The sequence below is a fragment of the [Clostridium] aminophilum genome (assembly GCF_900101295.1).
GTDB lineage: Bacteria > Bacillota > Clostridia > Lachnospirales > Lachnospiraceae > Clostridium_R > Clostridium_R aminophilum_A.
Map to the genome: position 1 here is coordinate 1 of NZ_FOIL01000044.1, position 23216 is coordinate 23216.

Here is a 23216-nt window from a genome sequence, read left to right on the forward strand (position 1 = left end):
CGGCATCACCGAGACCAGACTGGTGAATGAGTTCAAGTCCTGCAATGTTTACTCCCGACCGGAGTGCATGAACTGCTGGGCGAGAATGTACTGCGCCGGCGGCTGCAGCGCAAACGCGCTTCACTCTACCGGTGACATTCACGGCGTATACGAGTACGGCTGCAAACTGTTCCGCAAGCGTATGGAGTGCGCGCTGATGATGAAAGTAGCCGAGGCCCAGATGAGAGCAGAAAAAGAATAAGAACAGCTTTTTCCTCCGGGAATTCTTTGTTGGGGCTGCCGCGTATGTGCGGCGGCCTCTTTTTCCGCCGGCTGACTCGCCAGGTCTGTGTCTGCACGGAGCCCCGCCTGCTGACCCGCCGGGTATGTGCCTGCACGGAGCCCCGGCGGCTGCTGTTAAACGCTCGAAACCCGCAAAAAAACGCAAATCGTGATTCGGCTCTTTCGCAGAAGTCCGAAACCGGTGTTATACTGAAGATAGAAATAACGGAAAGTGAGCGCAAAAAATGATCGATCCGGTAAAATATTCGATACTGTTCAAACAATTAACTCATTATACGGCGCAGGAACTTTGTCCGTTCCATATGCCGGGACATAAGCGGCAGACAGATTCTTCCCACCTTCCGTACGGGATCGATGTGACCGAAGTTCCGGGAACGGATGACCTTCATGATGCGGACGGGATTCTGAAGGAAGCCATGGAACGGACGGCGAAGCTTTACGGCGCGGACCAGACCTGGTATCTGGTGGGCGGCAGTACGGCCGGAAATCTTGCGGGTCTTTCGGCAATCGCACCGAAGGGAAGTGAAGTGATCATAGCCAGAAACTGTCACCGCTCGGTTTTTCACGCGGCGCAGCTCCGGGAACTGACGGTGCACTGGGCGGTGCCGGAGATGGCGGGAGATTACGGAATGCAGGGATCGATGGATCCGGAAACCATCCGCCGTCTTCTGGAAATCTATCCGGATACCGGGGCTGTGGTGCTGACCAGTCCGACATATGAGGGAGTCGTATCGGATATTAGACGGATTGCGGCAATCTGCCACAAAAAAGGAATTCCGCTGATGGTGGACGAGGCTCATGGCGCACATCTCGGCTTTGGCCACGGTTTTCCCGAAAGCAGCGTGCACTGCGGCGCGGATGTCTCCGTGCAGAGCTTTCACAAGACGCTTCCGAGTCTGACGCAGACGGCAGTGCTGCATCTTAAGGGGAATCTCGTATCTCCGCGGGCGATCGGACGCTGGCTTGACGTATATGAGACGTCCAGTCCCTCCTATCCGCTGATGGTATCCATCGACGCGGCTTCCGGGCTGATGCGGGAAAAGGGCGAAGAACTTCTGGAAGAGTGGCGAAAACGTCTGGATCTGTTCCGCAAACGCGCCGCAGCCCTGCAGTCTCTGCGGGTTCCCGGTGCAGAGGAACTTTCCGGTGCGGCCTGCTTCGGCCTGGATCCGGGGAAGATCATAATCGACGGAAGAAAGGCCGGGCTGACGGGCCTGGAATTGGCAGACCGTCTTCGGGACGTGTATGGGATCGAGACGGAAATGTCCATGGGATCGTATGTTCTGGCGATGACCGGAATGACGGATTCCGAGGAATCCTACCGGAAACTGGAGGATGCGCTCCAGAAAATCGACCGGTGGGCGGAAGAGGCTTCCGCTTCGCACCGGCAGCCGGAGCTGTGTCAGGCGGAAATGTCGCCGGAACCGCCGGCATTTCCGGAACCGGGCCGCGCGGTTTTTCCGCTCGGCGAAGCCGCAGACATCCCGGAAGTCTGCCGCGCCGGAATCGGTTTTGTCCATTCGGCGGGCGAGGTGGCACTGGAGTATGTGTATGCCTATCCGCCGGGGATCCCGTTTCTGATTCCGGGAGAAACGATCACGGAAGATGCGGTCCGGTATGCCCAATGGCTGAGATACGCCGGATTCCGGCTCCATTTTACCGAATCCGGGGATGATTCGGACAAAATTCAGGTCTATCAATCATAAAAAAAATTATAATAGAAGTGAGATTGCCGTTTTTTTTTTGCAGATTGATTATGTTTCGAAAAACAGGGACGAAAAAAGAAATGACTGATCGTGCAGGTATGCACGGATCCCGATATTTTTGAATGTGAGACCATTCTTTCAATACCAATGGAGAAGACTATGAGAGTGACACCGATCGATTCGGATAAGAAGAAAAAACGTTTCGAGATGAAAACTGTCCTGATAATCCTTCCCCTGATTACAATTCTTTTGGTTCTTTTGTTTTCCGATTTGCTTCTGATCCGGTCCAGGCGGAAGATTGTGAATGAGCAGATCCGCATTTACGCAAATTATCAGATTGCGGACCAGCTGAACAAGCATCTTTTCTTCGGCACGATCTGGGGAACGATTATTGATCAGGACGGAGGGGAAGTAAATCATTTTTCAAAAACCACAGAGCGTCTCCTGAAGAATTATGACACTCAGGGGATTGAGAGCATCTCGCTGGCTCAGGCCAATCACGTGGTTTATACCTATTCGCTGAACTCTTCCTATCCGTTAAAACGTGACATTTTTACGGATGCGGATCTGCAGGGGTATGTCATTCGATCGAAATTCACCGGACTTCAGAGCGTTTCGCATATGTACCGGATCGACGGGACGGACCGATACCGCATGTATGTGCTGACACCGGTCTATGTGGACGGCGATTTCGGCAAAAGAGAGTTCTGGGGCGTGACAATGATTGCGATGCGCGTTCCGGATATTCTGGAGGGAATCGCTCTGGACAAGATGAGCACGGAGATCGACTTTAAGCTCAGCGGTGCGGTGGAAGGCTCTGAGGAGCACCAAACGTTTATTGAGACCAAACACGGGGAATTCCGGTCTCCGGAAGTGTATTATTTCCAGGTCCCGAACGGCACATGGAAGCTGGAAGGCGAGTGGAAGGGCGGCTGGATCACGAAAAGCGAGATGATTCAGCAGGTGCTGGTGTTTCTGGCTGTCGGAGCCGGTGTCGTAATTCTTCTGTACATCAATTCGAGAAGAGAGATGCTTGCGAAGATCAGCATGCAGGATGAACTGACCGGGATCAACAACCGGTATTCGCTCCGGATTCATTTTCCGGAATATGTCGGAACAAGGAAGGATATCTTTGTGCTGTTTATCGATGTGGACCGGTTCAAAGAGGTCAATGATACCTATGGACACGAGGCCGGAGATCAGGCGCTGCAGGCCGTGGCGGAAAAACTCGCCGAGTTTTTTGGGGCGAAGAACTGCTATCGCTACGGCGGAGATGAGTTCCTTGTGGTGCAGAAGGCGGATGACGGAGAGAAACTGAAGGAGAAGCTTGCGTCGTTCCGGACGGAACTGGATCTGACCGACCGGAACGGACAGGAGATTCATATTACCCTGAGCGCAGGCTGCTGCGTCGGAAAAGCGGAGAACGGAGATGCTCTGAGACGGCTGATGAAGGAGGCGGACGAAAAGCTGTATGAGGCGAAGCATAATGGCAAGAACCAGATTGATATGTAAGGCTGCGGTTCTCCTCGGTGCGGCAGCGCTTCTGACCGGAGCCGGCTGCTCAGCACCGTCCGGAGCGGAAAAGAATGAGGGGGCCGGTGCTTCGGCAGCTGCGGCTGCGGGGAACGGAACCGCAGCGGAATCCGGCGCGTCCGCGGAAATGCAGACGCCGGGAGACGGAAAAGTGCGGCCGCTCTCCATCGATGTGGTGCTGAAGACCAATTCCTCGGAATACTGGGGATATGTTCAGGTCGGATGTCTGGCGTACGCCAAAGAGCATCCGGAGGTTTCGATTTCGGTCAAAGGGGCTTCTGCCGAGACCGCGATGGAAGAGCAGGAAAACATCGTGCGGACGGATCTCATGGAAGACCGGTTTGACGCGTATGTCATCGCACCGCTGAATCCGGCGGAGATCGCGGAACTTCTGAAAATGACCGATCGGCCGGTGATTGCGTTGGATACGCCGATTGATTCCGACCAGGTGGCGGCATTCTGCGGCACCGATAACCATCAGGCTTCCGGGGCAGGTGCCCGGGAAGCGGTGAAGATGGCCAGAGAGCGGGGGTGGAAGGAGCTCCGTGCCATCAATATTGCCGGTGTGGAGGGCGATCGGGTCAGTGAACTCCGGGCGCAGGGATACCGGGAAAGCATTGAGGCGGAAGGCGGCACATTCCTGGCAGAGGAGACCGTTTACGCGGAATCCTCTCCCAAAACCGCGGCAGCGGCCATGCGGGATATCATTCAAAGACATCCGGAAGGGATTGCGCTCATTGTATGCAATAACGATGATATGGCGACCGCTGCGCTGGCGGAATGTCTGAAGGTTCCGGCATACCGGGAGACCGTGGTTCTCGGATTTGACGGGATCGGTTCGGCCTGCGAGCGCCTCCTGCAAAACAGCAATTATGAAAACTATGTCACGGTTGCACAGAATCCGTACGAGATGGGATATATGGCGGTGGAAGCGGCAGTCAATGCGCTTAACGGAAGGGCGATCCGTCAGAGCTCGAACATCGTGGACGGAAGACCGTTTATTGACAGCGGATACAATGTGATTACGCGCAAAAATGCGTACGGCCGCATGGAAATGCTGCAGAAATTCTGGGAGTGAGAAGCCGGATGAGAAGACTCCCGGATGATTTTACGGAAAGAAAAGAAAGACAGATCGGCTGCTCTGTGAGATAATAACAGAGCAGCCGTTTTTTTATTTCATAGCTTCCTGTAACATTTAAAGTGTGGATAGAAATTTCTCCGAAATTCCCTATGAAACAGAAACGCTCCGCCTGCGGATTTTGTTCCCGGCAGGCAGACGGAAAAAGACAGAAGACAGAATTCAGAAGACAGGACAGAAAGTTTGAAAGTAAACTTTCAAACTTTGATTGACGGCTCAAATAGACAAGCAAGCTTGTCTGCTTGAGCCTAGAGGACAAAAATATGAACAGAATAACCGATACCATGAAACTGACCACCGGAGCCATGATCGTCGCGATCTTCGGCGTTTTTCTGGTCATCAATATGCAGACAGGCGGCCTTCTGGCCGGACTTTTTATGTATGTCCTTCCGATTCCGATGGTGGCGTACGGCGCAAAGTACGGATGGAAGAGCAGCGTTCCGGTGTTTGTCTGCATGGTGATCGCCGCATTTCTGATCAGCCCCTTTACCACATTCTTCTATGCGATCGCCGGTGCCTTCATCGGTCTGGTGTACGGTGCGTGCATTTACCGGAAGATGGATATGACGAAGGCACTTCTGATCGTGATGGCGATTTCGGCGGTATCCGAGCTGGCAGCAACTCTGTGTCTCAGTTCGTTATCCGGGTATGATCTCGGGCAGCAGGTGACGGAAATGCGGTCTATGATGGATCAGACCTTCGGGAAGGTCGGCGTGGTGATGCCGGAGAATATGATGGAGGGGCATTTCCTTCTTCAGATGATGATCATTGCGGTGGCGATGATGGGCGTGATGGAGGGATTCATCGTGTCACGTCTGAGTCTGCTGGTGCTTCGCCGGCTTCGGATTCAGGTTCCGGCACCGACGCCGATCCGGGATATCTATCCGCCGAAATGGTCCGGTTATGCCGCTCTCGCTGCGGCATTCGGATACATGGTATCCTTCTCCCATCCGCTGGCGGAGGGGGCACTGCAGGGACTGATCCAGTCCGTCGGCATGGTCGGATACATGTATCTGATTCTCTTCGGCATGACGGCCATCGGACTTCTGGTGCGCCGCTACCTTGGAAAGGGAGGACTGCTCACGGTTCTGGCGTGCATGATCGCCCTGATGTTCTTTTCTGCCGGTGTGCTGGTCATGGGATTTTTCTATGTCTCCGCGGGATATCATAATAATCTGGCAGAGGCGATCCGGAAGAGAGAGGCTGAACGCGCAAACAGACGGTAAGACGGGGAGGGGCTTCTGGATACAGAATGTCTTTGAAAGCCGTGAAAGACGGGATACGGCGTAACGGTGTAAGACCCTGCGCGGGAATCCTCCCGGTCGGCATCGGATATAGATGGAAACAAAGGTATTTCTTCAGCGATATAAGCTGAAGGAATACCTTTTATTTTATTTTTGCGGCAGGCGGAATCTTTCTTTACATTCCGGAAACGGTTGGGTATGATGTGAATAGTATTAACCTGAGTTATGAACAAATGAATGATATATAAATATCAGATATATTACTGCTTTCCCGGTATAAACTGTGAGAATCCGAGGAGTGCGGGAGCAAGGAGGACAAGCATGGGCAAAGTATTTCTGTTCGGAAAGGATGTGGATACGGATCAGATCATCGCATCACAGTATCTGCTGTATCCGACGGTTGAGGAGATGAAGGCGCACACATTTGAGTCTTTGGATACGGAATTTGCAAAGAATGTCAGGCCCGGGGATTTTGTCGCGGCGACGGATAACTTCGGCTGCGGATCCTCGCGGGAGCAGGCACCGGCGGTGCTGAAAGCACTGGGGGTAAAGGCGGTGTTCGCACGGTCCTTTGCACGGATTTTCTACCGGAACTGCATCAACATCGGACTTCCGGCCATCGTCTGTCAGGACCTCTGTGATCATGTGAAGACCGGCGATGAGATCGAACTGGATATGGCGAAGGGAACCGTGACGGCCGGCGGTGTGGACTATGCGTGCACAAAGCTTCCGGAACATCTGCAGAATATTCTGAATCAGGGCGGTCTGATCGCATCTTTGGATAAGGACGCATGAATGTGTTAACGGCTGCGAAGCAGGCGTGTCACATATTTTGCGATCCGGGTTATGAAGAATAAAAGGCTGTAACAGATAACACACGAGGAGTGACCATTATGGGAATGACGATAGCGGAAAAGATCGCGGCGAGAGCGGCGAAAACATCGGAGACAAAAGCCGGAGAAATCCACACAGTGGAACTGGATTATCTGATGAGCAATGACGGAACAACGCATCTGACCATCGATATGTACCGGAAACTGAAGCACCCGCGGATTGCGGACAAGGACAAGCTCGTATGGATCGTGGATCACAATGTTCCGTGCGACAGTCCAAAGACGGCGGCATCCCAGAAAAAGATGCGGGATTTCGCGAAAGAGAACGGGATCCGTTTCTACGAGGGAGAGGGAATCTGCCATCAGATCATGATTGAAAAATATGTCTGCCCGGGACAGCTGGTTTTCGGCGCGGACAGCCACACCTGCGCATACGGTGCGGTGGGAGCCTTTGGAACCGGCGTCGGGTGCACGGATTATCTCTACGGCATGGTGACGGGACAGTCCTGGATCATGGTTCCGGAGACCCTTCGGTTCAATCTTCACGGCAGGCTTCGGGACGGCGTCACCGCCCGGGACCTGATCCTCACGATCATCGGAAAAATCGGCGCGAACGGAGCAAACTACAAAGCGATGGAGTTTGCCGGTGACGGCATGAAGAACCTGAATATGAGCGACCGTATCTCAATCTGTAATCTCTGTGTGGAGGCAGGAGCGAAGACGGCACTGATGGAGACGGATGAGATCACAATGGAGTATCTGAAGGCCCACGGAGACCGGAAACCGGCTGCGGTATTTGCCAGTGATCCCGACGCGGTCTTTGCCGGCGTCTATGAGATTGAACTTGGCGAGATCGTTCCGGTGGTGGCAAAACCGCATTTTGTGGACAATATCGCGCCGGCAGAGGATGTGAAGGGCGTTGCGATCAACGAGGCGTTCCTCGGCTCCTGCAACAACGGGCGGATCGAGGATCTCCGGCTGGGCGCATCCATTCTCCGTGGCCGGAAGGTTTCCCCGAAAGTCCGGTTCCTGGTGGTTCCGGCGAGCCGGGAGGTTTACCTGCAGGCTCTGGAGGAGGGACTCCTTTCGGTATTCTCCGAGGCGGGCGCGATCATAATGAACCCGAACTGCAGTGTCTGCTGGGGGAGCTGTCAGGGCGTCATCGGGAAAGGCGAGGTGCTGATCAGCACCGGAACCCGCAATTTCAAGGGAAGAGCGGGGGACAAGGATTCATTCGTCTATCTCGGATCGGCGGCGACGGTCACGGCGTCGGCGGTGAAGGGTGAGATCTGCACGGCGGATCAGCTGTGAGAAAAAGGAGAAAACGATGGAACAGTTTACAGGAAAAGTGTGGGTTCTCGGCGATGACATCGACACCGATATCATCATGCCGACGGAATACCTGGCATTAAAGACCATTGACGATATGAAACCGTACGCGTTCTCCCCCCTCCGTCCGGAGCTGGCCGGACAGATCGCTCCGGGAGACATCATTGTGGCAGGCAAGAATTTCGGCTGCGGCTCTTCGCGCGAGCAGGCGCCGGAGGTCATCAAGGCACTCGGCATCCGGGCGATCATTGCAAAATCCTACGCGCGGATTTTTTTCAGGAATTCCATCAACAACGGCCTTCTTCTGATCGAAAATGACGGAATTCAGAGCGACGTGAAGGAAGGAGATACTCTTACCGTGTCGGTCGGTGAGAAAATCCTCCGCGAGGGAAAAGAGTATCCGATCACGGAGCTGCCGCAGAACCTTCTGGATATTCTGGAAGCCGGCGGACTGGTCCGGGCGATGCAGAAGCTGAACGGAATCGAGGTGTGAGCATGGGTGAGACGTTAATTGAGAAAATTCTTCGGGCGAACACCGGAAAGGAATCGGTGAAAGCGGGCGATATCGTGACGGTCAATGTGGACCGCGTGATGGTGCACGACATTTTTATCCCCTTTGTCAAAGACAAATTTGAGGAGATGGGCTTCCGGAAGATCTGGGATCCGGAGAAAATGGTCCTGATCTACGATCATCTGGTGCCGGCGAGCCAGAAGGACGACACGAGACATTTCCATGCCGGTGATGAGTTTGCCGAAAAATACGGTCTGACCCATGTGCACCGCGCCGACGGCGTCTGCCATCAGCTGATGACGGAGGCGGGATATGTGAAGCCGGGCAATGTGGTCTTCGGCACCGACAGTCACACCACGACTTACGGCAGTGTGGGAGCATTTTCCACCGGAATCGGATATACGGAGATGGCGTCGGTTCTCGGAACCGGAAAGCTCTGGATCCGCGTTCCGGAGACAATTCGCGTCAACATCAGCGGAACCCTTCCGGCCAATGTCACCTCCAAGGATGTTATTCTGCGGATTCTGGGCGATATCCGCTCGGACGGCGCAACATACCGGTCTCTGGAATTCGGCGGTGACACCGTCGAAAATATGTCGGTGGCAAGCCGCATGACCATGAGCAATATGGCGGTTGAGGCCGGCGCCAAGTGCGGTCTGTTTGCACCGGACGAAAAGACCTGCGAATACTGTGAGATCCCCTATTCCGAAATGGAGAAAGGACTCCGCGCGGACGAGGATGCGGAGTATGTTCAGATTCTGAACTACCGTGCCGAAGACTTTGTTCCGGTTGCGGCATGTCCGTCTCAGGTGGACAACATCCGGAATATCTCCGACCTTGCGGGAATCCCGGTGGATCAGGTATTCATCGGTTCCTGCACCAACGGACGTCTGGAAGATCTGCAGATGGCGGCGGAGGTCCTGAAAGGAAAACATATTGCACCGTTTGTGAAGCTCATCGTGACGCCGGCCAGCCGGAAAATCTATGAGCAGGCGGTGGAAAAAGGTTATATCCGTACCCTTGTGGAGGCGGGAGCAATGGTTACGGCGGCGGGCTGCGGACTCTGCTGCGGCCGTGCGGGCGGAATCATGACCGACGGTGAGGTGGTGGTTGCAACCAATAACCGCAATTTCCTCGGACGAATGGGTACCTCGAAGGTCAATATTTATCTGGCAAGTCCGAGAACGGCAGCGGCCTGTGCGGCTGCCGGAAAGATCGTCGTGCCGGAGAAATAAGAAATCAGAAACAAGAAACAAGGAACAGGAAACAGGACGCCGGCCTTCCCGGTAAATGGGAGAGGCCGGCGATGTTCTGCCGTTTTCCGTTTCAGAAAACGGAATCGAGACATCGGAAAACGGAGGAGGGTTTGTCTATATTATCCGAAAAGTTACGGTTCGTCACCTCAACAGCTATGCTTCATCACCGCAAAACAACAAAATCTTGCGGTACAAGTAAAAAATAGATTATATTAACAAAGGCTGTTATGAAAAGTGATAAAATGGGATGAATTTTTTTGACTGAAGCGGGTGAAAAAAGATGAAGAGCGAAGAAGCAGAGAAGATACTGGATCTTTCCAGACAGGTTATCCGGACGTTCTGGAGCGGCCAGCCGGAGTTGTATCTGAATCATCTTCATCCGGAAGTGTCTTTTATCGGACCGGCGGACGGCGTAAACGTGAAGGGAAGAGAAGAACTGAAGAAACTGGCTCTGAAAATGAGCCGGTCCATGCCGAAGATCTTCATCAGCAGCGACCGGTATGAGATGCTGCATTATGACCGAGATGCCTGTATTGTGGCGGCGTATTACACGACGCACACGGATCCGAAAAGCCATCAGATTCTTCGGGAAAACAAGCGGTGCACGCTGGTATGGATCCGCGGGGGCAATGCATTTCTTCTGCTTCATGCTCACGTTTCGGACGGACATCATATGCTGCACGGGGATGAGTCGTTCCCGATCGCAGCCGGACAGGAAACGTATAATTACATGATGGAGCTGATGCGTCAGCGCGGTGATTTTGTCAAGATCACAGTGCGGGATACCGAAGGCGTGACGCATGTCATCTCGGAAAATGATATTCTTCTGATTCAGACGGAAGGAAATTACACGACAATCCGTTGTTTTGACCGCAATGTCCGGATCAAGCGTCCATTGAAATACGTGAGAGAACTTCTTCACACGGAGATTTTTGTGGAGGTGAGCCGGAATACGATGATCAACGGAGATTATGTCGAGCGGATCACCGGGGATATCGTGAGTCTGATTGACAAGACCGAGATCCGGATCTCGTCACGAAAGGTAAATTCGGTGCTGAAAGTAATCCGGAATCTGACCAATATCTGATGGGAATCGGACCGGCAATGCACGGTATTTTCTATGCGGGGGGACAGTGGCTGCGGCCGCTGTCCCTTTTTTCTTTCTTATGTCACGGAAAGTCCTCTGAATTTTCCTGCGGCATAATCCGCTCCGAGGACGTTGTTCTTTTGACAGGGTTTTCTCTCTTGTGTTATTTTATGTCATGGAAATTTCTTTTTACAATCCCATGACATTTCAGGGTTTTTCCATTATGTTCAGCTGTAGGAGGATACGATATATGAAAAATCTGCTTGTAGCACAGTCCGGCGGCCCGACGGCAGCCATCAATGCGACCCTTGCCGGTATTATCGAGGCGGCGGTATGGAGTGATAAGGTCGACCGGATCTTCGGCGCCGATTACGGTATTCAGGGAGTGTTGGAGGAGAAATTCATCGACCTGACCAAAATCGGAAGCAATGAGAAAATCCTCGATCAGCTGAGTACGACTCCGAGTGCGGCGCTGGGTTCCTGCCGTTACAAGCTGAAGGATCCCAAGGATGATCCATCGGAGTTTCAGAAGATTATCGATATTTTCCATCGGTTTTCCATTGCATATTTTGTATACATCGGCGGAAATGATTCCATGGATACTGTCTGGAAGCTCTCCGCGTACATGAAGGCCCACGGCGTCAATGATATTACGGTGGTCGGCGCTCCGAAGACCATCGACAACGATCTTTACGGCATTGATCACTGTCCGGGATTCGGAAGCGCGGCAAAATACATTGCGACGTCCTGCGCGGAACTGGAGCGGGAGATTCAGGTTTATGACACCCCGTACGTCATCATTGTGGAGATGATGGGACGGAATGCCGGCTGGCTGACTGCGGCGGCAGCGCTGGCGGAAGGGCGCAACGGCGGTGTTCCGTATCTGATTTATCTGGAGGAGAGACCCTTCTCGATCGACCGGATGATCGGGGATATCCGCGAAAAGCTGGAGACGAATCAGGGTATCATCGTGGCGGTCAGCGAGGGAATTCACGATGAGAACGGAACATTCATCTCCGAATTCGGAACCCAGCACCAGTATCTGGATGCATTCGGCCACAGCATTACCTCCGGAGCGGGAAAAGTGCTGGAGGAGGCGGTGAAGGAACGCATCGGATGCAAGGTCCGCTCCATTGAGCTCAATCTTCTCCAGCGATGTGCGGGTCACCTTCTGAGCGCAACGGATATTGAAGAGTCCAGAAAACTCGGCAGCAATGCGGTGAAGATCGCCCTCCGGGGCGGGGCTGGGCGGATGTCCTCCCTGAAGCGTGAGCCGGGAGAGGAGTACAGCGTCATTTACACGGAAACACCGATTACCGAGGTGGCGAACCGCGAGAAGAAAGTTCCGCAGAAGTGGATCAATGACGCCGGAAACGGTGTGACGAAGGAGATGATCGACTATCTTCTTCCGCTGATTCAGGGCGAGGAGCGGTGCCGTTATGAGGACGGCGTTCCGAAATACGTCATTTTGAAAAACTATGCAAAAACCGGAAAGATGAGCTGACGGGCAGATCCGGAAGCCGCCGGTGTCCTGCCTTCTTAGAAAAACAGAGAACAAAGGACAGGAACAGAGTACAATATGCACAAAGGGGCAGTCTCTTCGGGGACTGTCCTTCTTTCTGCTATGGGAAAAATCTCCGAAATTCCGATAAAAAACACTCCGGGGAGATGTGTACGCCGGCGCGGCGAAGATGTCACCCTGCGGAGCTCTGCGGACTTTGTTTCTGTACAAAAGAAATGGAACGTGATAAACTATCCTTTATGGTGTCGTACTGTGCCCAAAACAAAATACAGGCCTTGACGGCATCCGTGATGTACTGGCAATACCGTTTGAGATACAGAAACAGGATGATTTGATGATACAGACAAAACAATACCGGGCAGTTATTTTTGATCTGGACGGAACACTGTTAAATACGTCCCGCGGCGTATTCTCCAGTGTCCTCTATATGGCGGAGAAGATGGGATATCCGATACCGGATCCGGAGGTTCTGCGGACGTTCATCGGACCGCCGATTCGTGATTCGGTGAAGCGCGTCTGGGGAGTGGATGATGACGCGGCGGTGAAGGCACATCGTTTCTTTCAGGAAGCCTATATCGGCGGTGATGCGCTGAAGACGGATCAATATCCGGGAATGATGGATCTTCTCCGGGCTCTCCGGAACCGGAGGATCCGGATCGGCGTTGCGACGCTGAAACCGGATGAGCAGGCAAGAAGAGTGCTCGGGTATACCGGCATTGCGCCGTTTATCGACCATATCTGCGGGACTGACATCACCGGAATGGGATCGAAGGAATCCCGGATCCGGGACTGTCTGGAGACTTTCGGGATTCCGGCAGAGGAGGCTGTGGAGATCGGCGATACGGTTTATGACGCAGAGGGCGCTCATGCGGCCGGGGCGGATTTTCTGGCCGTCCTCTACGGATTCGGTCCGGATACCGCCGAGGAATGGGAGAGCGCGGGGCCGGTCTTCTGCGCGAAGGATACGGATGAGATCCGGAATTATCTTCTGGGATAAACGGAATTCTTCTCAGGGATGAGGAGATGGAGACGAAGTCCGCGATCTTCTCTCAGGGATGAGGAGATGGAGACAAAGTCCGCGGACTCACCGCAGGGATGAGGAAGTGGGAGCGAAGTCCGCCTGCGGACTTTGTCCCGACAGTATGGAATGACGAAAGAAGGATTTGAAAGTGAGAGAACGAAAGCTTCTGGACTGCACGCTCCGCGACGGCGGATATGTGAATGACTGGGAATTCGGAAAAGAGAATATCGTAAACATTTTTGAACGCCTTGTCGGTGCCGGTGTGGACATCATTGAGGTCGGTTTTCTGGATGACCGGAGAGTCTATGATCCGAACCGCACCATCTTTCCGGACACGGAAAGCCTGAATAAGACATTTTCCAAACTTGATCCGGGAAACAGCATGGTGGTCGCGATGATCGACTACGGCACCTGCGCGATTGAACGGATCCAGCCGCAGAAGGATACCTGCCTTGACGGTATCCGCGTCATTTTCAAGAAGGCGAAGATGAAAGGCGCGATCGAATTCTGCGCGAAGCTGAAAGCACTCGGTTATAAAGTGTTTGCCAACGCGGTTTCCATCACCAGTTACAACGACCGGGAACTGCTGGATCTGGTGGATCTGGTCAATGACATTGAGCCATACGCCATGTCCATGGTGGATACCTACGGACTGATGCATGAAGATCACGTGCTGCATTATTTTTCCCTGATTGATTACAATCTGAAGCCGGGAATCATGATCGGTTATCACTCGCACAATAACTTCCAGATGGCGTACAGCAACAGTATTCAGGTGCTGAAGGCGCCGGCGTCCCACTCGGTGAATGTGGACGCGTCGCTCTACGGAATGGGAAAGAGTGCGGGAAATCTCCCCATCGAGCTGATGGCCATGTACATGGATACCAACATGGGCAAGAATTACGGCATGTCCCAGCTGATGGAGACCATCGATCTGAATATCATGCCGTTCTTCAACCGGACGCCGTGGGGTTACAAGCTGTTCTTCTATATCGCGGCATCCAACCAGTGCCATCCGAATTATGTCAAGCAGCTCATGGAGAAGCAGACCCTCTCCCTGAGCCAGATCAACGAGCTTTTGCAGATGCTTCAGGGGGAGAAGAAGCTTCTCTATGACAAGGATTATATGGAGAGCCTCTATCAGGAGTACCAGGGCCACGACTGCAGCGACGACCAGGCTTTGGCGGAACTCACGGAATACTGGAAGGACAAGAACATTCTCCTCATCGGCCCGGGCCGGAATGTGGAAAACCAGAAAGAACGTGTGGACGCGTTTGTGGGCGAACACCATCCGGAGATCATTTCCATCAACTATCTGCCGCTTCATGTGAAGGCGAACTGTGTCTTTATCAGCAACTCCAAGCGTTACATGATGCTGAACACCTCGCTGGTGGAAATGCAGGAGGAAAACAGAGAAAACAAGGAGAATTTCCGCGTGATCGCGACCTCCAACGTCACGAAGATGTCGGGGCACTTCGATTACACGCTCAATTATTCGACCTGGATCGACCGCTCGGCGGAGATCGTCGACAACTCTTTTGTCATGCTGCTGCGGGTTTTGGCAAAATGCGGCGTAAAGAAGGTTTCCTGCGCGGGCTTTGACGGCTACAGCGAGGACGGAAAGAATTATTTCAATGCGGGAATGGATTACCGCAATGAGCGCGAAAAGAGAGATATCGAGAAGTCCCTGCGCACCAACCGGTATGTGAATACCGTTCTGGCGGATCTCGCAGACCGGATGACGGTGGAATTCGTCACCGACTCCCGGTACCACGCATAAGGACGATGCTGACAAAAAACGAACCATGAATTGCAACATATACGCCATTTCGGTTGTATATGAGGAGGATATTTCATGAAAATCAAACTTGCGAATTACCTGTCACAGAAACTGACCGAGATGGGCATTACCGAATGCTTTACCATCACCGGCGGAGGCGCCATGCACTTAAACGATGCGCTGGGCCATCAGAAAGGTCTTCACTGCACCTATAACCATCACGAGCAGGCCTGCGCGATGGCGGCAGAGGCGTATGCAAGAATTCATAATCGAATCGCCGCAGTCTGCGTGACGACCGGACCGGGAGGAATCAATGCGCTGAACGGCGTTGCCGGCGGATTCGTGGACTCCATCCCGATGATGATCTTTTCCGGACAGGTTCGCTATGATACCAGCTCCATGTCCACCAACCTTCATCTCCGCGCCATGGGCGATCAGGAATACGATATCGTCAAATCCGTTGACCGCATGACCAAATATGCCGAGATGATCATTGATCCGATGCGGATCCGTTTCTGTATGGAGAAGATGTTCTTCCTCGCCATGAACGGAAGACCGGGTCCGTGCTGGCTCGACATCCCGCTGAATGTTCAGGCGTCCATCATCGAGACCGATGATCTGATCGGTTTCGATGCGGAGGACTACAAGGCAGGCGGTACCGGATGGAGCGCTCCCAGCGACCATGTGAGGGCGGAGGATTTTGTCGGCCACGGAGAGTACCGCGAGAAGTTTGCACCGAAGGTGACGAGAGAAACGGCGAAGGCAGTGATCGATAAGATCCGGTCCTCCGAGCGCCCGGTTATCAATGCCGGCAACGGGATCCGCATCGCCGGCGCCCACGACATTTTTATGAAGGTTGTGGACAAGCTCGGCATTCCGGTAGTGACCGGCGCCGATTCCATCGACTGCATCTGGGATGAGCATCCGCTTTCCATCGGAAAAGGCGGAAATGTCGGCGACCGTCCGGGCAACTTCGCCATCCAGAACAGTGATCTGGTGCTGTCTCTCGGAAGCCGTCTGAGCTTCCGTCAGGTCGGCTACCGTTTTGAGACCTGGGCAAGAGCGGCCTATGTCATCTGCAATGATATTGATGCGGAAGAACTGAAGAAGCCGACCCTTCATGTGGATATGCCGGTTCATGCGGACGTGAAGGATCTGCTGACCGTGATGGACGAGATTCTCACCGAGGAAGGGGACAGCGTCTTTTTCGGCGAAAAGAAAGACGCGCAGGACAGATGGCTTCGGACCTGTCAGGAGTGGAAAAAGAAATATCCGGTTGTCACCGAGAAGCATATGAAGGGCGGAAATGATCACGAGGCCAATGTGTACGCATTTGCGCATATCATGAGTTCTCTGCTGGAAGAAGATCAGATCGTGGTGGTCGGCAACGGTTCCGCCAATGTGGTCTGCGGACACGGAAATGTCCTGAAGAAAGGACAGCGGTTTATCTCCAATTCCGGCATGGCATCCATGGGATACGGACTTCCGGCATCCATCGGCTGCTGCATCGCGGATCACACAAAGGATGTCATCCTGATCACCGGTGACGGCTCCCTGCAGATGAATCTTCAGGAGCTTCAGACCGTGATCGGCTATCATCTGCCGATCAAGATTTTTATGATCAACAATCAGGGGTATCACTCCATCCGTCAGACCCAGAAGAATTTCTTCGGGGAGCCGCTGGTCGGAATCGGCAATGATTCCCATGACGTGACCTTCCCGGATATGTCGAAGCTTGCGCCGGCATACGGCTTCCCGTATGTCGCGATCCACAGCAATGCGGAGATCGAGGAGAAGACCAGAGAGTTCCTTGCGATCGAGGGACCGGCCTTCTGTGAAGTTTTCGTCACCATTGACCAGAACTTTGAACCGAAGGCATCCTCCAAGAAGCTTCCGGACGGCTCGATGATGAGCGCGCCGCTGGAGGACCTGGCGCCGTTCCTTCCGGAAGAAGAGATGGATGAGATCATGATCATCCCGAGAATCCGGAAGTAACTGTGGGGACAGACCGCGGGGAACAGACCGCCGGAACGGCGAAGAATAGACCGGATACCGACGGCAGTTTGCCGGCCCCGGCATTCCCCAGGCTACATGCCGGAGCGGATTCTGGCGAAAAAACCGCAGACAGCACGGGTCAGACCGTGAACAAAACAGCAGTAAAGAGGTTACAGAGACACATGAGAATTGCAGCAACAGGTGCGACGAGCTTTGTGGGAATCGCCGCAGTAAAAGAACTCCTCCGCAGAGGCCACGAAGTGACCGCCATTCTGAGAGAGGGATCCGCAAAAAGGGATCTTCTCCGCATCGACGGAGAATTTCCGGAGAAACTGACGATCCTGGAACTGGATCTGACGAAGGTCTCCGAACTTCCGGAACTCATCAAAGAGCCGGTGGATGTATTCCTTCATATGGGATGGCTCGGAGCGGGAAGTGATTCCCGAAAGGATCCGGAGATTCAGAAGAGAAGCGCGGAAATCGCGATGGATGCGGTTCGTGCGGCAGGAAAACTGGGCTGCAGACGGTTTGTCTTTACGGGAAGTCAGGCGGAGTACGGTCTTCATCAGGAGAGAATCACTGAGGAGACCGAGTGCCGTCCGAAATCCCCTTACGGTGAGCAGAAACTCTATGTGAGAGAACATGCGCCGGCTCTCTGCGGGGAACTGGGCATGGATTACGCGCACGCCCGCATTTTCAGCACCTATGGACCGGGAGACCACCCGTGGTCTCTGATCTCCGGCTGCATCGACAAGTTCCGGGCAGATGATCTGATGGAGATGACTTCCTGCACACAGACATGGAATTTCCTCTACATTGATGACTGCGGCAGAGCGATCGCGGACCTGTGTGAGTATGAGGGAAGCCTTGCGGAACACGGCTGCGTCTACAATCTCGGCGGCCCGATGGAAGAGACCGGCGAACTTAAGAATTTTGTTAAAATGCTTCGCGACGCGGTCGGAAGCGGAACGGCTGTATTTGGCATTCACCCGTACAACGCGGAGGGAATCGTCAATCTGGACCCGGATATCACCAAAATGCGTGAGGTTCTCGGCTGGGAACCGGCGGTTCATTTTGAGGAGGGCATCCGCCGCATTCTAAGGAAACACTGCAAGTGCTGACAGTAAGAAAATCTTATGTTGAATGTGACTGCCGCCCGCGTTAGGATTAGGAAGATAATCAGGGAAAAGGATCAGAATACATGAATGCGGGAATGGCTGTGAAACCGGCACGTTCCCTGTTCCGTGATCCGGGCCATGATCATGCATGGCGAAAATGATATCGTACGAGGAGAAATTACCGTGAAGAAAATCAGTGTTCTGATACCATGCTATAACGAGGAGGAGAATGTACGGCCGATCGCGGAGGCCGTGATCGGGACCATCACGAGGGACTGTCCGGCATACGATTACGAGCTTGTCTTTATCGACAACGATTCCTCGGACAGAACAAGACCGATTCTGAAAGAACTGTGCACCGAGAACTACCATATCAAGGCGATCTTTAATGCCCGCAATTTCGGTCAGTTCAATTCTCCCTATTACGGTATGCTGCAGTGTACCGGCGACTGCGTCATCAGTATGGTGGCTGATTTCCAGGATCCGGTGGAAATGATCCCGAAATATGTCCACGAGTGGGAACAGGGATACAAGATCGTCATCGGAATCAAGGTCGGAAGCAAAGAAAATCCGGTCATGTACTTCCTGCGCAGCTGTTATTACAAGATGATCCGGAAACTCTCCGACGTGGAGCAGATCGAGCATTTTACCGGGTCCGGTCTCTACGACCGTGATTTTATCAATGTTCTCCGCACACTGGAGGATCCGACTCCGTTCCTTCGCGGCATCGTGGCGGAGCTGGGCTACCGGAGAAAAGAGATTCCGTATATTCAGCCGGAGCGACGCGCCGGCGTGACGCACAACAATTTTTATCGCCTGTATGACGCCGCGATGCTGTCCGTTACCAGTTACACCAAGGTCGGACTCCGGATCGCGACGATTTTCGGCAGCGTCTGCGCGGCCGTCAGCATGCTGATCGCATTCATTTATCTGATCCTCAAGCTGACCCACTGGAATGATTTTCCGGCCGGCATGGCACCGATGCTGCTCGGCATGCTCTTTCTCGGAAGCGTGCAGTTATTCTTCATCGGACTGGTGGGAGAATACATTCTCTCCATCAATTCCAGAGTGATGAAGCGCCCGCTTGTCGTGGAGGAGGAGCGGATCAATTTCGGCGATGCGCCGGCGGATCCGTCCCACGGAGTTGCTGGAAAGAGACTGGAACTCGGAATGCCGGAAGAAACGGAGAAATCCGGGCAGAACGGCTGACGATGCCGGGAAAACGCGTCAGAAGAATAATCGACAGAGAGAGACGGAACAGGACGCGTTTTGGAAATGAATCGACAGAGAGACGGAACAGGACGCGTTTTGGAAAAAAGAATCGATAAAAAAGACCGGAGAGGTTAGATGAAATATAATGTTGATGTAGTGCGCATCCGTGAAAATGAGATCGAGCTCAACGGATGGGCCATCGGCCGTGATCCGTCGGAAGAGATCCGCTATCAGGTGGAAGATGCGGACCACGAGCCGATTGATCACAGGTTTGTGCGCACGCGCCGCGATGATGTGGCGGAGATCTATTTCGGCGAAGCCGTGGATCGGGAACTGGGATTCGATATTCGCTTCCCCTATGAGCGGGGAAGAGATTATTATCTGGTCATCACCGACGGAAAGCGCAGAACAAGAATCAAATACAATGAAGAACTGATACGGAAGAGATCCAGCGTTGCGCACAAGAAGATGCGCCGTATCATGGATCTCATCAACATGGAGACGGTGAAGGTCTGCCTGGATTACGCGAAGGAAAACGGTGTTCGCGCGCTGATTCAGAAATCAAGACATAAGCTTGCCGGAATCGACAGCGATTATGATTACCCGGAGTGGTATGAACTGACCCGTCCGACCACCGAGGAACTGGAAGCGCAGCGGAAGGCGGAGTGGAAGATCCGCCCGCTGTTTTCCGTGGTGATTCCGGTCTATAAGACGCCGAAGAAGTATCTTTTGGAGATGCTGGATTCGCTTCGGGATCAGACCTATGATCACTTCGAGGTCTGCATCGCGGACGGAAGCCCGGCGGGCGAGAGCGTGGAAGCAGTGCTCCGGGAATACGCCCGGAAGGACAGCCGGTTCCGTTACACCATTCTCGGAGAAAACCGGGGCATTGCCGGAAACACCAACGCGGCGCTGGAACTGGCGAAGGGAGATTACATCATTCTGGCGGACCATGACGACACGGTGACGCCGAATGCGCTCTTCGAGTGCGCGAAACTGATCAACGAGCATCTGGAGTGCGATATGTTCTACTCGGATGAGGACAAGCTGGACATGGACGGCGGGGCGCTGTTTGACCCGCATTTCAAGCCGGATTTCAATCCGGATCTTCTGTGTAGCGTGAATTACATCTGCCATCTGCTCTGCGTGAAGACCGAACTTCAGAGAAAGGCCGGCGGCTTCCGCGAGGAGTATGACGGCGCGCAGGATTACGATTTCATCTTCCGCTGCAGCGAGCAGGCAAAGGAGATCCGTCATATCCCGAAAGTGCTTTATCACTGGCGCTGCCACAAGGATTCCACCGCCAGCAACCCGGAGAGCAAGATGTACGCCTTCACGGCCGGTGCGCGGGCGATTGAGGCGCATTATGACCGCTGCGGCATTGCCCACGGGACGGTGGAAAAGGGTGTGGACTTCGGCATTTACCACACAGTTCCGAAGATCACCGGCGATCCGCTGGTGTCCGTGATCATCCCGAACAAGGATCACACGGCGGATCTGGATCTCTGCATGAGAGCCATTCTCGAGAGAGGAACCTACCGGAATGTGGAGTTCATCGTGATCGAGAACAACAGTACCGAGAAGGAAACCTGGGATTATTATGAGAAGATTCAGAAAGAATTTTCCTGCGTGCATGTGGTAAAGTGGGAGAGGGAGTTCAACTATTCCGCCATCAACAATTTCGGCGTGACGTTTGCGAAGGGAGAATATCTTCTGTTCCTGAACAACGACACCGAGCTGATCGCAGAGAACTTTATCGAGGAAATGCTGCAGTTCTGCCAGCGGAAGGATGTGGGGGCCGTCGGCGCAAGACTCCTCTACGAGGACAATACGATTCAGCACGCGGGGGTGGTCGTCGGCTTTGGCGGCATCGCGGGACACACCTTTATCGGACTTCACAAGTCGGAGAACAGCTATTTCCACCGCGCCATGAGCGGACAGGATTACAGCGCCGTGACGGCGGCGTGCATGATGAGCAAGCGGAGCGTCTTTGACGAGATCGGCGGATTCACCGAGAAACTGGCGGTGGCGTTCAATGACATCGATTATTGCATGAAAGTGCGGAAGGCTGGTTATCTGGTGGCGTACGCACCCTATGCGCTTCTCCATCACTACGAGTCAAAATCCAGAGGTCTGGAGGACACGCCGGAGAAGGTGGCACGGTTTAACCGCGAGATCCGGATTTTCTCAGAGCGCTGGCCGGAGATCCTCCGGGACGGAGATCCGTTCTACAATCCGAATCTGACGCTCCGCAAATCGGACTTCTCCCTGCGGGATCTGAAGAAGGAGAAGATCGGAGAACCTTATAAACTGGAGATCTGACAGGATTTCCCGACCATATTGAGAGACGGGACAAATGCAGTATACAACAACCATCGTTATTCCAAACTACAACGGACTTCATTTCATGGAGCCGTGTCTGCGGACACTGGAGAGACAGACCTACAAGGGGTTTCGGCTCCTGATCGTGGACAACGGCTCGACGGACGGAAGTGCCCAGTGGCTGAGGGAACATGAGAAAATGTGGGCCGGCGAGGAGAGTCCGTTTCCGGGATTCCGCGCGATCCTTCTCCCGGAGAATACCGGATTTTCCGGCGCGGTGAATGTGGGCATCAAAGCGGCGGACACGCCGTATGTGATCCTTCTCAACAATGATATCAAGGCAGATCCGTATTATGTTGCGGAGCTGGTGCGCGCGATCTCGAAGAGCGAGCGGATCTTTTCCGTTAGCAGCCGGATGATTCAGATGTATCACCCGGATCTCATGGACGATGCCGGCGATATGTATTCCGTTTTCGGATGGGCGTATCAGAGAGGCGTCGGCCGGAGTGTGAAGAAGTACCGGAGACCGGCGAGAGTTTTCTCGGCCTGTGCCGGCGCGGCGATCTACCGGAGAAAGGTATTCGAGGAGATCGGATACTTTGACGAGATGCATTTTGCCTATCTGGAAGACCTGGATGTGGGGTACCGCGCCCGGATCTACGGATATGAGAACATCTACTGCCCGGCGGCAAAGGTCCTTCATGTCGGCAGCGGTACCAGCGGATCGAAATACAATCCGTTTAAGGTAAAACTTGCCGCGAGAAACAATATTTATCTGAATGTCAAAAATATGCCGCTTCCTCAGCTTGTGCTGAACGCATTGCCGATCTTTGCGGGAATGTGTGTGAAGTACGCATTTTTTAAAAAAAGAGGATTCGGCAAAGAATTCCTCAGCGGGGTATGGGAAGGGTTCCGCACCGCGAAACAATGCCGGAAGGTTCCCTGTCTTCCGGAGCACCTGAAAAACTATCTCATGATCGAAGCGGAACTGATCTTCGGAGCGGTTCTCTACATCTATGAGTTTGCAGTACGCCATCTGGAAAATGCTTTTCGCGGAAAAGAAGATGCCGATGGCGTGGAAGGGAAACATAACGCATGAATTATGATGACGACGAGCTGCAGCGCATGCGCGCCCGCAGACAGGAGAGAAGAAGAATTTCGGAGTCTACGGACCGCATGTCTGGAAGCTCCCGGTATTCCTACGGTTCAGATTCCCGCAGCAGATCCGGTTCTGCCGGCAGAAGCTACGGAAGCGGATACGGCGCGAACGGGTCTCGGAGCGGATCTTCCTCTTACGGCTCGGGCCGGAGCGGAAGCACGGCGGGGG

At 53.6% G+C, this 23216-nt stretch carries 18 protein-coding genes and 1 pseudogene; all 19 read left to right on the plus strand.

Translation table 11 applies throughout. The features are described 5' to 3' along the window. The coding region (locus BMW41_RS10830; protein ID WP_143050860.1) for an SPASM domain-containing protein at window positions 1-241 on the plus strand (241 nt) is incomplete at its 5' end. Between the two features lie 265 nt (window positions 242-506). Then, window positions 507-1988, plus strand: a complete 1482-nt coding sequence (locus BMW41_RS10835) for an aminotransferase class I/II-fold pyridoxal phosphate-dependent enzyme (protein ID WP_074650099.1) — start codon at window positions 507-509, stop codon at window positions 1986-1988. Between the two features lie 159 nt (window positions 1989-2147). Continuing rightward, window positions 2148-3500 carry a sensor domain-containing diguanylate cyclase gene (locus BMW41_RS10840; protein WP_074650100.1) on the plus strand — a complete coding sequence of 451 codons (1353 nt, stop codon included), beginning with the start codon at window positions 2148-2150 and terminating at the stop codon, window positions 3498-3500. Further along, window positions 3475-4599 carry a sugar ABC transporter substrate-binding protein gene (locus BMW41_RS10845; RefSeq protein WP_074650101.1) on the plus strand — a complete coding sequence of 375 codons (1125 nt, stop codon included), beginning with the start codon at window positions 3475-3477 and terminating at the stop codon, window positions 4597-4599. Before BMW41_RS10840 ends, BMW41_RS10845 begins: the two co-directional genes overlap by 26 nt. A 323-nt stretch (window positions 4600-4922) precedes the next feature. Continuing rightward, window positions 4923-5885, plus strand: a complete 963-nt coding sequence (locus tag BMW41_RS10850; RefSeq protein ID WP_074650102.1) for a DUF2232 domain-containing protein — start codon at window positions 4923-4925, stop codon at window positions 5883-5885. 339 nt (window positions 5886-6224) lie between these two features. Then, complete coding sequence (gene leuD, locus BMW41_RS10855) at window positions 6225-6698, plus strand: LeuD/DmdB family oxidoreductase small subunit (protein ID WP_074650103.1); 474 nt, start codon at window positions 6225-6227, stop codon at window positions 6696-6698. Between the two features lie 98 nt (window positions 6699-6796). Next, a complete protein-coding gene (locus BMW41_RS10860; RefSeq protein ID WP_074650104.1) occupies window positions 6797-8047 on the plus strand; it encodes a 3-isopropylmalate dehydratase large subunit in 1251 nt (416 codons plus the stop codon). Window positions 8048-8063: 16 nt separating this feature from the next. Continuing rightward, entirely contained in the window at window positions 8064-8558 is a 495-nt protein-coding gene (locus tag BMW41_RS10865) for a LeuD/DmdB family oxidoreductase small subunit (protein WP_074650105.1), read from the plus strand. Between the two features lie 2 nt (window positions 8559-8560). After that, complete coding sequence (locus BMW41_RS10870) at window positions 8561-9811, plus strand: 3-isopropylmalate dehydratase large subunit (protein WP_074650106.1); 1251 nt, start codon at window positions 8561-8563, stop codon at window positions 9809-9811. 301 nt (window positions 9812-10112) lie between these two features. Beyond that, on the plus strand, window positions 10113-10919 hold the full coding sequence (locus tag BMW41_RS10875) for a LytTR family transcriptional regulator (protein ID WP_074650107.1): 807 nt from the start codon (window positions 10113-10115) through the stop codon (window positions 10917-10919). 250 nt (window positions 10920-11169) lie between these two features. Then, a complete protein-coding gene (locus BMW41_RS10880; protein ID WP_074650108.1) occupies window positions 11170-12423 on the plus strand; it encodes a 6-phosphofructokinase in 1254 nt (417 codons plus the stop codon). 352 nt (window positions 12424-12775) lie between these two features. After that, window positions 12776-13438 (plus strand): HAD family hydrolase, encoded by a 663-nt coding sequence (locus BMW41_RS10885; RefSeq protein ID WP_074650109.1) that lies wholly within the window; start codon window positions 12776-12778, stop codon window positions 13436-13438. A gap of 172 nt (window positions 13439-13610) precedes the next feature. Next, complete coding sequence (locus BMW41_RS10890) at window positions 13611-15242, plus strand: aldolase catalytic domain-containing protein (RefSeq protein WP_074650110.1); 1632 nt, start codon at window positions 13611-13613, stop codon at window positions 15240-15242. Window positions 15243-15317: 75 nt separating this feature from the next. Next, a complete protein-coding gene (locus tag BMW41_RS10895; RefSeq protein WP_074650111.1) occupies window positions 15318-17237 on the plus strand; it encodes a thiamine pyrophosphate-binding protein in 1920 nt (639 codons plus the stop codon). A gap of 182 nt (window positions 17238-17419) precedes the next feature. Then, on the plus strand, window positions 17420-18358 hold the full coding sequence (locus tag BMW41_RS10900) for an NAD-dependent epimerase/dehydratase family protein (RefSeq protein WP_074650115.1): 939 nt from the start codon (window positions 17420-17422) through the stop codon (window positions 18356-18358). Window positions 18359-18538: 180 nt separating this feature from the next. Beyond that, complete coding sequence (locus BMW41_RS10905; protein ID WP_074650112.1) at window positions 18539-19564, plus strand: glycosyltransferase family 2 protein; 1026 nt, start codon at window positions 18539-18541, stop codon at window positions 19562-19564. Between the two features lie 138 nt (window positions 19565-19702). Continuing rightward, the gene (locus BMW41_RS10910) at window positions 19703-21889 is read left to right on the plus strand and encodes a glycosyltransferase family 2 protein (RefSeq protein WP_074650113.1); all 2187 of its coding nucleotides are present in this window, start codon (window positions 19703-19705) and stop codon (window positions 21887-21889) included. Window positions 21890-21923: 34 nt separating this feature from the next. Further along, the gene (locus tag BMW41_RS10915) at window positions 21924-22988 is read left to right on the plus strand and encodes a glycosyltransferase family 2 protein (RefSeq protein ID WP_074650114.1); all 1065 of its coding nucleotides are present in this window, start codon (window positions 21924-21926) and stop codon (window positions 22986-22988) included. Then, window positions 22985-23216 (plus strand): annotated as a pseudogene (locus BMW41_RS10920) (hypothetical protein); the annotation flags it as partial. The gene BMW41_RS10915 and the pseudogene BMW41_RS10920, both read left to right, overlap by 4 nt.